This window comes from Moorena sp. SIO1G6, assembly GCF_010672795.1.
Lineage (GTDB): Bacteria > Cyanobacteriota > Cyanobacteriia > Cyanobacteriales > Coleofasciculaceae > Moorena > Moorena producens.
The window spans coordinates 1-14,078 of the sequence record NZ_JAAHFZ010000007.1; the positions used below are offsets into that span (position 1 = coordinate 1).

General features: G+C 43.4%; 13 protein-coding genes and 2 pseudogenes. 5 read left to right on the forward strand and 10 right to left on the reverse strand.

Features of this window, described 5'->3' with window-relative positions; translation table 11 throughout:
* Positions 1-162 (forward strand): annotated as a pseudogene (locus F6K63_RS08495) (IS66 family transposase); the annotation flags it as partial.
* Between the two features lie 39 nt (positions 163-201).
* Here F6K63_RS08495 and F6K63_RS08500 read toward each other — a convergent pair.
* The 7 genes and pseudogenes from F6K63_RS08500 to F6K63_RS08530 all read right to left on the reverse strand — a co-directional run.
* Positions 202-873, reverse strand: a pseudogene (locus tag F6K63_RS08500) (MBL fold metallo-hydrolase); the annotation flags it as partial.
* Positions 857-1,792, reverse strand: a complete 936-nt coding sequence (locus F6K63_RS08505; protein WP_287311682.1) for a hypothetical protein — start codon at positions 1,790-1,792, stop codon at positions 857-859. The pseudogene F6K63_RS08500 and the gene F6K63_RS08505, both read right to left, overlap by 17 nt.
* A 240-nt stretch (positions 1,793-2,032) precedes the next feature.
* On the reverse strand, positions 2,033-2,809 hold the full coding sequence (locus tag F6K63_RS08510) for a hypothetical protein (RefSeq protein WP_287311684.1): 777 nt from the start codon (positions 2,807-2,809) through the stop codon (positions 2,033-2,035).
* A 257-nt stretch (positions 2,810-3,066) separates the two neighbouring features.
* Positions 3,067-3,267, reverse strand: coding sequence for a hypothetical protein (locus tag F6K63_RS08515; RefSeq protein WP_287311687.1), 201 nt, complete (start codon positions 3,265-3,267; stop codon positions 3,067-3,069).
* A gap of 578 nt (positions 3,268-3,845) precedes the next feature.
* The gene (locus F6K63_RS08520) at positions 3,846-4,556 is read right to left on the reverse strand and encodes a PHP domain-containing protein (protein WP_287311689.1); all 711 of its coding nucleotides are present in this window, start codon (positions 4,554-4,556) and stop codon (positions 3,846-3,848) included.
* A 382-nt stretch (positions 4,557-4,938) separates the two neighbouring features.
* Positions 4,939-6,147, reverse strand: coding sequence for a HetZ-related protein (locus F6K63_RS08525; RefSeq protein WP_287250483.1), 1,209 nt, complete (start codon positions 6,145-6,147; stop codon positions 4,939-4,941).
* A gap of 500 nt (positions 6,148-6,647) precedes the next feature.
* Positions 6,648-7,289 carry an L-threonylcarbamoyladenylate synthase gene (locus F6K63_RS08530; protein ID WP_008185499.1) on the reverse strand — a complete coding sequence of 214 codons (642 nt, stop codon included), beginning with the start codon at positions 7,287-7,289 and terminating at the stop codon, positions 6,648-6,650.
* A gap of 282 nt (positions 7,290-7,571) precedes the next feature.
* Between F6K63_RS08530 and larC the strand changes: the two genes are divergently transcribed.
* Positions 7,572-9,011, forward strand: coding sequence for a nickel pincer cofactor biosynthesis protein LarC (gene larC / locus F6K63_RS08535; RefSeq protein WP_287311692.1), 1,440 nt, complete (start codon positions 7,572-7,574; stop codon positions 9,009-9,011).
* Here the strand turns inward: larC and F6K63_RS08540 are convergent.
* Together F6K63_RS08540 and F6K63_RS08545 are read right to left on the reverse strand one after the other, a co-directional pair.
* Entirely contained in the window at positions 8,952-9,137 is a 186-nt protein-coding gene (locus F6K63_RS08540) for a hypothetical protein (RefSeq protein WP_131827238.1), read from the reverse strand. The two genes, larC and F6K63_RS08540, sit on opposite strands and share 60 nt — an antisense overlap.
* Entirely contained in the window at positions 9,137-10,111 is a 975-nt protein-coding gene (locus F6K63_RS08545; RefSeq protein WP_008185504.1) for a M48 family metallopeptidase, read from the reverse strand. Before F6K63_RS08545 ends, F6K63_RS08540 begins: the two co-directional genes overlap by 1 nt.
* 210 nt (positions 10,112-10,321) lie before the next feature.
* Between F6K63_RS08545 and F6K63_RS08550 the strand changes: the two genes are divergently transcribed.
* The 3 genes from F6K63_RS08550 to F6K63_RS08560 all read left to right on the forward strand — a co-directional run bounded on the left by F6K63_RS08550 (position 10,322) and on the right by F6K63_RS08560 (position 13,475).
* On the forward strand, positions 10,322-10,777 hold the full coding sequence (locus F6K63_RS08550) for a helix-turn-helix domain-containing protein (protein WP_008185506.1): 456 nt from the start codon (positions 10,322-10,324) through the stop codon (positions 10,775-10,777).
* A 97-nt stretch (positions 10,778-10,874) separates the two neighbouring features.
* Positions 10,875-12,617 (forward strand): serine/threonine protein kinase, encoded by a 1,743-nt coding sequence (locus F6K63_RS08555; protein WP_287311694.1) that lies wholly within the window; start codon positions 10,875-10,877, stop codon positions 12,615-12,617.
* A 267-nt stretch (positions 12,618-12,884) separates the two neighbouring features.
* Complete coding sequence (locus F6K63_RS08560) at positions 12,885-13,475, forward strand: DUF2808 domain-containing protein (protein WP_287250494.1); 591 nt, start codon at positions 12,885-12,887, stop codon at positions 13,473-13,475.
* 304 nt (positions 13,476-13,779) lie between these two features.
* Here F6K63_RS08560 and F6K63_RS08565 read toward each other — a convergent pair whose 3' ends face one another.
* Positions 13,780-13,926, reverse strand: a complete 147-nt coding sequence (locus F6K63_RS08565) for a hypothetical protein (RefSeq protein ID WP_287250497.1) — start codon at positions 13,924-13,926, stop codon at positions 13,780-13,782.
* Between the last annotated feature and the right edge of the window lie 152 nt (positions 13,927-14,078).

Consider the following 14,078-nt stretch of genomic DNA (forward strand, 5'->3'; position numbering starts at 1 on the left):
TCCCGTTCCATGGAACGGTTTCGGGAAACAGCGGATTTACTCAGCGTCATCCAAACCTGCCGTGTCCAGGGTCGTTCGGCTGTGGAATTTTTCCGACAAGCTCTTGAGGCTACCGTTTCCCCAACAAAGGTTTCTTATCCTTCCCTGATTCCAATGACCTGAATTCTTACATGTAAACAGCAACTCTTTGGTTTCAATATCTGGATACTGTCGAGCCCCAAAATGAGTTATGATCACCTTCTCAGCATGGGTAGCAGTTAGCACTGCCTTAAGTTGTTCTATGTCAAGATGAAATCCATTTGTTTTCTTTCCTCCAACCGGGCAAGATTCAAGAATGAGAATATCACAATCCTTAGTTATACTCAAGAGAGAATCACATAAAATGGTATCAACACAATAACAAATAGATTTGTTATCTAATTGCAATTGAGCGCCTATCACTGGAGTATTATGTTTTAAGGCTTGAGTCTTTATGGTAAAATTATCGAAATTCAAGTTGGTATCTTTAGCCACTCGAATCTCAACAGGAAATCTTAGTTTCTCTCTCGGTTTCACAAACGGAAAAGAAAACAAAGTCTCCAAATAACTCTTTAGACTTTCATGGATGACAATTGTCAGGGAAGCGGGCCGGAACATCGGTAAAATATGTAGCCCATAACAGTGGTCTAAATGCAGATGTGAAAGCATAACAGTAACATTTTTATCACGAACCCTTTCTCTGTCTATTTTTCTAACCCCAGTGCCTAAGTCAAATAAAACAATATCTCTATCATTTACAAATACTCCTACACAATTAGTAGCACCTGATGTGCTGTCAAACCAACCGGAAGTTCCATAAAAGACGATTTCCAATGCTTCAGTCCCCTCTTTCATCAAAGTAGTTTCTTATTTTTACAGCATATTCGTTGTTTTTGTTGCGCCATTGCCATGCTCCATATTCATTAATTGTAAGATAATCAGCGATCGCAAACTTATCATCCTGAATTAATTTGTGGCGATCGGAATAGCGACGATTTTTATAATCTCCCTGAACAATATGATAAATCGTATTTTCTAGGTAAGAAACTCGTCCTTCAATAGTATCAAAAACTTTGTCTCCCCAAGAATGATATAGTTTAGAAAACGTATGATTTAAAAAAAGCGCTTTAACAAAAATCGAATGATATCCCATAGCAGAGGCTAATAAAACCTTGTCGCCACCCCCCAAAATCATAAAGTCGGGGAAGCCTATCTCTCTTATTGTGGCTGCCTTTGCCGCCCATCCAAAGCCCGGATTACATCCAAGACTTAAGCTGATGCCACTCTTACTGAAATAATCCTTAACTGTAATATCGCGATTGAAACTCGTGACCACGGATTTGCGGCTAAGTCCAGTTAGGGAAAAATGGCCATTCTCAAGCTTTACATCTTCGACTCGATTGAAGATCTGAACCAGTCGGTAGTTTTCCAGTTTATCTTTTAATTGCTCTTCCCAACCTTTGTTACTAAAAAGCAGATCTGCATCAGCCCAAACAACATATTTATGCTTTTCATTCAAATGGGATAACGCTACGTTATAGAATCTTTCTTTTTGCCAAATTACGGAAGCCGAGGGAATCTTGATTATTTTAAGATTCTGCGAGGAAACAATACTGTCAGTATCTAAGCCATAGCAAACTAGAATTATATCTACTTTTTGGTTCCTTAAGCAAGCTAGTGATTTGACAAGAGCAATATACCTGGATTCACTATTTGAAAAATTAAAATAAGCTAGAATAACGACCGTATCCATAACTGCAGTGATCCTTTTCATTGGTACTACTATACAATGGAAAGGCTCTCCCCATAAAAAATATATAGGAACCCTAAATCATTTTACAACGACCCGTGGAAACCACGCCAGTGAGGTCTTGAGGCTTACCCCCAAGACCTCACTACATAGGTGTTCCCTGATCAGAAGTTCCCTGATCGGAAGTTCCCTACTCCCTAAAACCTACTCCCTAAAACCTACTCCCTAAAACGAAAGTACCTCAGCCCATTGATAACTTGTATATTATCGGTAGTAAAATTCAAAATCTTTTAATGCAGCTATTCTGGCTCGATTAAAATTATAGTGATAGCCCAGTTTGCGTTTCAAGGAAGCCCAAAACGTTTTCTGTTTTTTCTCATGAGAAGCATCTAGATGTTTTTTGACTTCATTAATCCTGTCCCAGCTAGAACTTCTGCTAATAGTCAATCCTGCTTTAGCAGCAGCTAGTCCTAAGGTAATACCTGAGCCACCATGAATACCTTGTAACTCAAAATAGCGCCCGATCATACCCCATTGTTTAATAAATTCTTTTTCTTTGCCACCATCTCTAGAAACAAAAAATAAAGATTCTCCTATATAAATTGCCTTGTCTAAGCAGATATCTAACTTAGAGGCTATCTGTTTAAGGGGCTTTAATCGTTCTGGATTATAGTTTTGTATATGCTTGACAAGATTTCCTTGATGTCCTGCTGTAATTCCAGGCAATACTTCAATGGTTTCAGGTAAGCTACCTATAATCCTGGTGTCAGCATCAATTTGTATAGCAACAGGAAATCTTGACAAAGCCTTCTCAACCTCAAAACGTTTGTCATGATAACAATGAAGAATTCCTGTTTGCTGGTGTTTAAACGCTAAAACGTTCTTACAGTTATCAAAATCCTTGACATCATCGGTGGCAACTATTAATAATTTTCCTGGAGCATACTTTTCTAAATCTCCTGCTAGTTCTTTGGCAAGAAAGCGATACTTACTACGGAGAGCTAAAGTACAGAAGCAAAAATCTTTTTCTGGCTTAATCATAGTCTTCTCCAAAAACGGTTTTTTCCTTCCTATCTCTTGGTGCGCGTTCCCTTGGCGACAGAACATCGCGCCTTGTCGCACCACTTTCTCAATTCAGAGTTTGAGCTGAAACTTATCCAGCTGATTTTCCGACTGCCAATCACCATGTAATGGCTTCAATAGTCGTGGCTGAAGCTATAGTCTCAAGCTCTAGCTACCTGAGCTATCTCAGGAGAGCTTATAGCAGAAGTCAGAAGTCAGAAGTCAGAAGTCAGAAGTCAAACTGGGTGCATCTCATTTTTGTAAAAAAGTTGCGTAGGGTGCGTTAGGGGAGCCTCATTTTCCGCCTCGTAGCCAGGGTTTGGAGGACCCGCCCCGTAACGCACCACTGTGTCAAACAGCAAAAATGAGATGCACCCGTCAAACTCTTGCGCTTCTTGATGCAATAGCGAGTGGGGGAAACCACGGCAGTCGCTCATGGGGGGAACCCCCAAGACCGCGCTGCCTCCCCAAGACCGCGCTGCATCGCTTACTTAGGTTTGAGACTTTTGTCATGTCCTAACTGCCCTGTCTTGATGCAATAGCGAGTGGGGGAAACCACGGCAGTCGCTCATGGGGGGAACCCCCAAGACCGCGCTGCCTCCCCAAGACCGCGCTGCATCGCTGGCGACTGCTATACTTATATAATTCCCAGAAATATAAAATTATTCACAGTATTGATAGATACCAAAAGTCCCATCAATCTGAACTATCAGTCAATTAATAGAGGTTGACCAATTAATTCTTATATGTATCGAATCGATGAGCGGAAAGTTTTTATGCTTTATTCTGCTGCTTTTACATTCCCGTAGCGGCTCTTTTGGAGCATCCCATTTCCCCCACGGCCTAAGATAGCCCAGCCTTGAAAAAACCCAGCCGTAACCAGTCAACCTCTGAGATGAGAATTAGATCTCAAATGACACTTGTGAATGTATCGCTAAATGTATACCAGTTTACGGCTGAAGTTGTTGTTTAGTGATACCAACTACAACCACAGAAGTCAAAATAGATTTCCGTTTCAAATACGCTTGAGCAAGCTTAACCCATGAGTATCAGTGCCACAGGTATTAAATAGATTGTAGGTAGCACTCAACTGCAACACAAGCTTAGTTTGTTTTGGACTAGGTTGCCAGGGTTCAGGATTAGTGTAGGCATAGTAAGTTTCAACACCATCAATGCCTAAGTGGGCTATAGCAGTAATTAACTCATCTGCTGACTTGCGGTAACGGGCTGGATGAGCCAACACTGCTAAACCACCGGCCTGATGGATAGCATCAATCACTGCACCAGCCTCAGCATCATTACCGGTCGGTGCGGTTCCAGTGAAATAGCGCTTTAAACTAGGATGTTCTGGCTCAAAAGCATAGCCAAGGATATGAACGTCATCATTAAGGAGGTTGGCGGTAATTTCGACACCAGTCCAGAAGTGGGGTAATGAATCACAGAAAGATGACTCCTGCTGCCATTTTTCTATGCAAGCTTGAGCAACTTGATAACCAGCAACGGAGTGGTGATCGGTGATGGCAAGTCCCTTGAGACCAATGGTCATTGCCTGCTTAATCAACTCTTCCGGTTTGAGCCGACCATCAGAGTAAATGGTGTGCATATGGAAATTGTAGCGATAGGGACAGCTATCAGGCTCAATCGTTTCCCACACTTGCCGGAGAGCTTGTTGATTTTTTGCTGCTATCTTAGGTGAAGCAGACCCTTGAGCAATATTGACTACCATAGATACTTACTGTAATGACTATAGGTTGATTGACCAGATTGGATCTGCAGCCGCGAAATACTTTTAAGGGTCTAGGCCAATGGTTGAATCGCTCTAGGTTAAATCGCTCTAGGTTAAATCGCTCTAGGTTAAATCGCTCTATGCTTCTGACAAGCGTATGAAGCGCCCCGACTTGAGCACGAAAGCTCTCAACTGCCCCTGGTGTACCTAATCCCGAACTCCATTAGCCTAAAACCTAGAATAAAAATAAATAGAAATACGCGGTACGAGTTTTCAATTGTTAACATAACCATAGCAAACTTAATACTTTGTCGGTGTTGGCTTAACTACTTAAGCTTTACCTAACTCTCCTCCTTACTTGGTTGCAGAAGGAGATTTAAGTCTAATTACCATGGCCAATTTCTGAGTTACGAGTCTTCCAAGCTAGTTCCAAAACCTTAGTCCAGCGCTTTTGCACTTGTTTTTGGGTACACTTGAGAGCTTTGGCAATTTCTTGATCACTCTTTTGCGCCTGTTTCAGGGGCAGTAACGCTAGCTGTTGGCTATCGAGTTGGGCCACAAAGATATCCCACTGCTTCGATGACATCCCTAGTTTTTGATCCAGGTCTGCTCCTAGCCATTGGTGTACCAGTTTCCACTGAGCTGAACGAGAGAACTTTTCTACATGGTATTTAAAGCGCTGTTGTAGATAATCCCGCTGACGGGGTGTCAGACCCATGATTTCGTCAATCTCTGGTGCAGCCAGGTCTTGTAGCTTTAGCACTAGATAATCAGCACAGTCATTATGACCGTTAGACTCTAGGTATTTGATCAACTCAGAGATAATGCGATCGCGTAAAACAGCATCGCTGGGGTCAATGGTTTTCTCAATCAGGTTTGAACGTACCTGTTGTGCAGTAGCTGAACGGTTGTGCTCTTGGGCTTCTTCATCCCTACCATACTCCACAGCCTGTTCAATATCCACAGGGGTTTCATTAGGCTGACGTCGGGAAAAGCTTTGTGCTCTGAGTACAATCAACTGCTGGCTACCGCGACCACGTAGGGTAATGCGTCGCTTAGCATATTGCTCACTAAAGCCCATGTACTCCGCTAGTTCTAGCTGGGTACGGGGAGTGTAGTCAGAATCGACAGGATTTTCCCGGCGGAAGGCTTTGAGGCACTCAGCGTAAAAGTCCTGTAAAAAGTCCTCAATCAAATTGTATCGAGCAGAAAAGTTTAACTGAGATTGGGACGGTGCCACATGGCGATAAACCATGGTACTGAGGTTACTATGGAGTTCCACACGACCCTGCCGAGAACCTAGTTTGTAGTATGACAGACATTTGTGCAGTCGATGACGTGCTAGATTCAACTTCCAAGTATCAATTTCACCGGAATTCTGGATGCGATCGCTCTTAGTACAAATCCGTTCTACCTCCAAGGTGATCCGGTGGGCAACCGCTTGAATACTCCTGGATTTAGTTCCAATTTCCGACTGGAGTTCCTCCACTAAGACCTGGGTCAAGTTTTGGTTTTGATTATCTAGAGTAATTTCCGGAGCCTGATTGTTAGTGGCGGAATTTTGATTATTAGTAACCGTTTTAACTTGCATGGTATTGCCCCCAAAAATAGATTCACAGAATTGCCATTAAACAAGCAACAGAGGAAATGTGTGTGAATGTGATCTACAAACCTTGGAGTGGTCCGCTGTCCTTTGTCCTTGTCCACCCTAAATGTAGACTCGTGAGTCTAGCCCTGGTTCGGTGAGTGTGTGACTACTCTAAGCTGACTAGTTGTGACCCCCAGCACTCCTGTAGTTTCCGTAGGATTACATAACGCTGAAATGCTTACTATATATAGCGTTCAATACTTTCAACCATCAAGATGATTCAGGATGACCAAAACCTGAGGAGTGGTCAATCCAGAAACTGACTGAACTAGTGATGACTTTTCCGTAAACGACTAAGGTTTTGTTGTAGTCAAGTAGTGCTTGATGCTCTCATTACCCAACCTGAGCTGACTAGTTAATCACTAGCTAAAGCACTAGCTAAATCCAAGCGATCGCTTCCTCCCAACCTGAGCTGACTAGTTAATCACTAGCTAAAGCACTAGCTAAATCCAAGCGATCGCTTCATCCCATCCCAAACCCTGCCGCACCATCATCGGTTCTGAACTAGTCAGGTCGAGGATAGTTGAGACTTGAAATCCCGGTTCTAAGTCATTGTCCACAATGATGTCTACTAGACCATCGAGAGCATCAAATAGTTTAGCCCGTTCCAATCCCACCGTTGGAGTGTCACCATCCTGATTCGGTAGATGAGCTGAGGTAGAAATAATTGGATGACCTAGAGCTGAAAGCAACGCCTGACAAACGTTATGATCTGGGACTCGGATACCAGTAGTTTTACGATTGGGACTCATCACCAGCTTAGGTACTAACTTGGTTGCTGGTAACAAGAACGTATACGGTCCCGGAATCAAATGCTTCATAATCCGGTAAGCTGGATCACTTACCCGAGCATATTTAGCAATATTGGACAGAGACGAACACAAAAACGTCAGGGGTTTATCATTGGATAGTTGCTTCAAACGCCTAACTCGTTGCACTGCGGACTTCACATGTACATCACAACCAATGGCATAGACAGTGTCAGTGGGATAGAGCATCACTGCACCATCTTCCAGAGACTCTCTTATTTTCTCTATTCGACGTATTTGAGGTGTTTCCGGATGGATAGTATAAATAGTAGCCATAAATATTGTTGAATTCGTCAATATTGAATTGCTAAAGCCTAGCCTTGGGAAAATTCACCAAGGCCAGACATAGACACGGTTCTGCCAAAGGATTAAAAACTACTCCGACCTAAGTGTGTTGCCAGTTTGGCTTTTTCTGACTCAGATGTCAGTATAGTTAGCAAGATCTGGCCATAATTCCCTGATATAGACCTGTAGGGTTTGTGGGGGATGAATTGCTCCAAATCCTTTTGTCTTAATTAATTTGTTTTAATTAATTTGTCTTAATCAAGAAGATCTAGAATGACAAAGCTAGCTTACTTAGATTGTCCCACTGGAATTGCTGGTGATATGTGCCTAGGAGCACTAGTTTCTGCGGGTGTACCGTGGGAATATTTAGTGGACAAGCTAGCAGGACTCGGAATTGAGCAAGAGTATCACTTAAGACTTAGCCAAGTACACCACAATGGTCAGTTGGCAACCAAAGTTGATGTAGATTTACCAGATCAAAACTATAAGCATGATCACCATCAACAGGAACACGGCCATGAACACCACCATGAACACGGCCATGAACACCATCATCAACACAGGTCAGGCATAACAGAGATCAGTACACCTGAGCAGAATCATAATCATCATCCCACACGACACTTACCAGACATAGAAAAATTAATTACAGCAGGAAAATTACCCTCAAGAGTATCCCAGTGGACTCTTGCTATCTTCCGGAAACTAGCAGAAGCCGAAGGAGCCGTTCATGGTATTTCCCCAGACAAGGTTCACTTCCATGAAGTAGGCGCTACTGATGCCATTATCGATATAGTTGGTACTTGCTTAGGCTTAGATTGGCTAGGAATTGACCAAATCTATTGTTCCCCACTCCCCACTGGTGGCGGTACAGTATGGGCAGCTCATGGTCGGCTACCGGTGCCAGTACCAGCAGTACTGAAATTGTGGGAATCCCGTCAGGTGCCAGTTTACAGTAATGGGATTGAGCGGGAATTAGTAACACCAACAGGAGCAGCGATTGCCGTTACCTTAGCCACTAGCTTTGGTTCACCACCAGCAATGACTATCCAAAAAATAGGTAATGGTGCCGGTTCTCGACAATTACCCATTCCCAATATGTTGCGATTGTGGATTGGTGAGTCCTCAGAAGCTGTTAATGTTGGCAATTTCAAGGTTAAACCGTCAAACTTACCCCCACAAACCCTACACCAGTCACCCCTTTCTGCTAACTCTTCTTCTGCTAACTCTTCCCTAGAAACTATCTCAGTCCTAGAGACTCAAATTGATGACCTCAATCCTCAAGCCATTGGCTATGTATTCCAAGAGTTATTTAACGCTGGTGCTGTGGATGTGTTCACTCAAGCTATTGGCATGAAGAAATCTCGACCCGGTATCCTGCTCAGTGTCATCTGTCATCCTCAAGATCTAGAGGCCTGTCAGGCAGTATTATTCCGAGAAACCACTACCTTAGGAGTGCGACGTCTGACTCAGCAAAGAGCGATCTTACCTCGGGAAATCCAGCAGGTACAGACTAAGTATGGCCAAATTAGTGTGAAAGTGGCTTGGAGCGATCGCTCACCTCACAAAACGATTATGAATGTCCACCCAGAATACCAAGATTGCGCTAAGTTAGCCAAGGAAAATAACTGCTCTTGGTTAGAAGTACATCACTTAGCACTCTCTACTTGGTATTCTCAACATCAAGCAAAGGGAGCAGGGAGTAGGGAGTAGGGAGTAGGGAGTGGGGAATCGGGAGTCGGGAGTCGGGAATCGGGAGTCCGGAGTTGGGAGTCGGGTTTCCAGGTAAGCTGACAGCTGACGGCTGACAGCTGACGGCTGACAGCTGACAGCTGACATTATTTCTTCTTGATGCGATTAATTTCCCGTTGCAATTCCTGGATTTGACGCTGCAACTGTTCCGCTTCATTCACTGAGTTGTTCGATGGTGGATTGGAGTCAACGTCAACTGCTCCCTCTTTGGTAACACGTTGATAATTGCCCTGACGAATTTGGCGATATTCCTCGGAATTTGCCCACTTTCGCAGGTAGTGTATGCGTTCAACTGGAAAGGGATGGCTCAGAAATTGACGATTAATACCACCATTATAGAGTAAAAACTTATAGATTTGATTGAGACTGTCTTGGTCTAGTTCTTGATAATTTTCTGATTGACGGATAAATTCATCAAGACTGCATTCCTGTAGATGCTTAGCACTCCCACCAGACACTTTCATCATCGTTTGCATCACAGTCTTCAGGTCATCTATCACTAGTAAGGCAGCACGGTCAGCGGATAATTCAGCTTTGCGACGCCATTCATAAAAAGCGAAAAGTAAGCCAGTGCTGACGATATTCCCTAAGCCAAAGGTCATTTCACTTAAAATAGAGGCAGCATTCATTGCCCAAATACCCATCTGAATTAAGATGGTGTGACCGCACTTGATATGTCCTAATTCGTGAGCCAGGATAGTACGAATTTCTGCTTCATTGAGTAAGTCTAATAAGCCAGTGTTTACAACGATGTAAGGATTGTCTTGACCTAAAGCATAGCTATTAACCTGAGAGTTTTGACTAACAAATAGGGCTGGTTCGGGATTTACATCTAAATCCCGAACACATTCTCGAAATAAGTGATAAATATTGGCATACTGGCGCGGTCCGACTTTGATACTGTTCCCCATCAGATAGACAAACTGGGGACGCTCGTAAAGAAATTCCACAAACTTACGAGAAACTAAGTCAAAACCAGGGACACTGCGTAACGCTTGCTCTGCTTGTTGGTCAAGGGGGTGTTTGAAGGCTTCGCTGGAAATTCCGGGATAGGTGGCCATAGTAGTCCAGTACTTTAGTGGTCTAGTTCTTTAGGCATTAGGCATTAGACATTAGACATTAGGTACTAGGTATTAAGTACTAAACCCAAAACCCAGAACCTAACACCTAAAACCTAACACCTAAATTTGGCTTGTGTCCTTGCCAATTCTTTGATGATTAGTTATAATACTGATATCGGAATAGTAATCTAAGTGAGAGGAAAATAACAAATGAACAAGTGTGTTGGTACTACTGAAGCAGCATCTCTGTTGGGTATAACTCCTCGACGATTACGGCAACTGCTTGAGTCCGGTAGAGTAAGGGGTGCTTATAAAAGCGGTAAATTCTGGATTATTCCCCTGTTCAACTATTTGCCGCAAATCACCAAGAAGAACCGGGGACCGAAAGGAACTTGGCGTAAAAGTCGTCCTCCGGCTTTAGCCAAAATTAATGTCAATCGTAATCGAATTGGCTCCAATAACCACAAAAGCCCTGAAGAGCGGCTACCAGTGATTTCGGTAAAACGAAGTGGCCACAATAACTATGGCAACCAGGTAGAAATCCTCGGTCCGTGTCGGATTGTGTATCAGCCGGATAACCCTCTTGATTGTGGAGCTCGTCTGTGGATCGAAACCTTCAGTGATATTCACTTTATCGGTGGCAGTTTTCCCGCCAGTGGTGCTTAGGAGAAAGTTAAAGGTCGTTTGATCAAAATTTCAATTAACTAATCAGAAAATTCCTAAGTTCGATAAAATCAAATCACAATGTCTCTTGAGCTGTATTGTGCATCCATTTGTTGCTGAATCAATTCATTGCATTAATCCCAATTGCCCAGCACCCTACCCTCAGCCAAGGGATAACAACTTTTGCAATGGTTGTGGAGCAAAGTTAAAGCTCAAGAATCGCTACTTTCCTCTCCAGCTTTTGGGTTCAGGAGGATTTGCCAACATATACACCGTTTGGGATTTGCAGTCGAAGACAGAAAAGGTGCTGAAGGTTCTGCTGGATACTAAACCGAAGGTATTGCAGCTATTTCAGCAAGAGGCAGATGTTTTGCAAGGTTTGGATCATCCAGGCATTCCCAAAGTTGAGCAAGATAGCTATTTTGTCGTTGATCTAGGTGTTGAGGCACAGCCAGACCTGCACTGTTTGGTTATGGAAAAAATCAACGGTTCAACCTTGGAGCAAATGCTCAGGGATCATCCTCAGGGATGTCCAGAGATATTAGTGCGAGACTGGCTCTACCAGGCAGCAGAAATTTTACAGGTGTTGCACAATTGTGGAGTGATTCACCGTGACATCAAACCCTCAAATTTAATGCTACGGGAAACCACCGGAGAGCTAGTGGTGATTGATTTTGGGGGAGCTAAACAATTGAGTATGGGTTCTGAGTTTTCTCAGAATGATTCGACTCGGTTGATTACTCCAGGTTACTCTCCACCGGAACAGATAACTGGTGCAGCCATTGGACCGGCTGCTGATTTCTATGCCCTGAGTCGAACCATGATTCATTTACTGACTGGTCAAGAGTTGAAGGATTTACAAGACCCAGTAACTGGTCAATTTCGGTGGCGAGAGCAGGCAGTGGTAAGTCATGACTTGGCGGACTTGCTAGATGAAATGCTCAGCGTAGTACCCCAACAACGACCAACAACTACCATTGAGATTCATCTGCGTCTAGGTATGACTCCTAGCCCTAGTTACCAGCCTATCCCAGCACCAGTCTATTCGTTTCAAGGAAATCAGGTAGCTGCTCTGGGGTTATCTAGCCCTAAACTAACACAATCTGTGACAGGGTTGACTCATTCGATCACATCCCTAAAACATTTCCTATTAGCAGTAGTGATCAGCATCGCACTAGCTTGTCTCGATAGTGTTTGGGAGATGTTCCTCGGAGCTTTTGGGGGAGTTTTTTGTGCAACGGTTGGGTTTATGGTATTGAATTGGACAAGTCTTGGGGAGAAAGTGACAAATTGGCTCTCTGGGGAACTGTCTATGATCTTGCCTTCGCTGCAAATAACAATGTGGCAAGAAATGCTGTTGTTTGCGGCGGCTGGCTTAGGTACAGCTTGGGGGTTGACGGCTGCAGGAGGCTTTGGTCAGCAGCGGCGTTTTTTAGTGGCAGGGATAATGGGTATTTTTGGTTATAGCCTGGGATGGTTGATGTGGCAGGCAACGGTACCTACGGTATTATTGGTTTCTGATCTACCTGACCAGGGGTTGCTGCCATGGATTACTGCGGTTACAGTAATGCTCCTGGTACTAGGATTAGGGCTACCCAGTCATAATCTCGTTCATGCCTTAGTGGTGGCAGCAGGAACTGGTGGCGTATTTGGGGGTCTAGTGTCATCTCATCTATTGCCAGCAGGATTTGTGGTTAATATTTTTTCCTTTTCTAGAACCGGTAAACTGGATTTCTATCAGCCCATGACTTTTTTTGCTATGTTGGCTATATTACAAGGATTTTGGCTAGGGGTGAGTTATTACCTGTTAGTGCCAGTAATGCGTTGGTTTGGCTGGCGTTAAGGGAGTAGGGAGTAGGGAGTAGGGAGTGGGGAGTAGGGAGTGGGGAGTGGTAAAAAATCCTCTGTATCTAATAGGTATGAGCAACGCTATATTCGGTTTTCTTATGGTTTTCTAAGGTAGATATCACGTAATTTTAACCGGAGAGTCTTATCCTAAATATTAAATCCGGTAGAGTAGTTATCGTTGAAGGGTATTGGTTGTTATTTAACAATTTTTCGTTAAACAGTCAATTGGTTTAGGGCGCTTTCTTGATTAGAGGTGATTGAGATGACTAATAATATAGCACGTTGGGGATTAACTAAGGCTCGTCTTGTAGGCTCTGGTGCATTTTTATTGGGTATATTGCTACCCACTACTCTTTATGGCTTACCTGCTAAGACGATTGAAATCGGTAATGGTAAGACTGTGTTTAACCGTGCTCCGCGCTTAGTTAGGGCAGCTACGAGCTTTACTAGAGTAAGGGTTCCATCAACGTACCAATTCACCCTCAGATTACCTGAAGATGCTGGAGAGTCTTTGCAAGCTGTAACGATTACCCAGAATAAAACTAATATCGAGAAAGTCAAATTTGATCCGAGAAAGAGTCGTGGGTTTGTGGGCGACACTTTTGCTGGTGGCTCATCCCTGACCTTGGCTAATATTGGCGGTAGTGAATCGTCTAACTCGGATCAAGTAACTGTTGTGTTTGATCCACCGGTTGCTCCTGGTCAAACCATTACAGTTTCGGTTAGAGCTAAGGAAAATCCTGAGTTTAGTGGTTCTTATTTATTTGGAGTCACTGCTTTTTCTACTGGAGAGAATAGCCCTGGTTTATTCTTAGGTAGCCGTAGGTTGTTTTTTGATGAGTTTGGAGACTAACAGGTAACAGGCAAGTGGGTTAGTCCTAGTGTAAGCATTCAGCTATCAGCATTCAGCTATCAGCATTCAGCTATCAGCATTCAGTGGGAAGTTTATGTAGGGTGGGCAGTACATCAGACAGATAAGATCAGCTGGGAAAGCCCGTTAGTAGGCACTGCCCACGATCGGATTAATTACTTGTAGCCAGTGTATTTAGCAAATGATGGCTTGACCGGAATAGCTGATGTTATGTAGGGTGGGCAGTGGATTAGACAGATAAGATCAGCTGGAGGGCGTTGGTACCCACTGCCCACGATCGGATTAATTACTTGTAGCCAGTGTATTTAGCAAATGATAGCTTTACCGGAATAGTAAGAAATGGAGCTGAAGCTTGATCACAAAGAACGACAGTATAGAAAAGCGATCGCATAGCGTGACCATTCGCGTAGCGTGGCCTAAAGGCCAAGGTCAATCGCTTTTCTAATACCAGTCACCTGATCGGAATAGTTAAACACAGGACACTTTAAAAGATGGGGAGTCAGATCAGCAACTGGCTCCCCTTTTTACTGGCTGCATCCCTATTCCATAAAATTACTAAATTGTCGATTTAACTTATTTTATAAA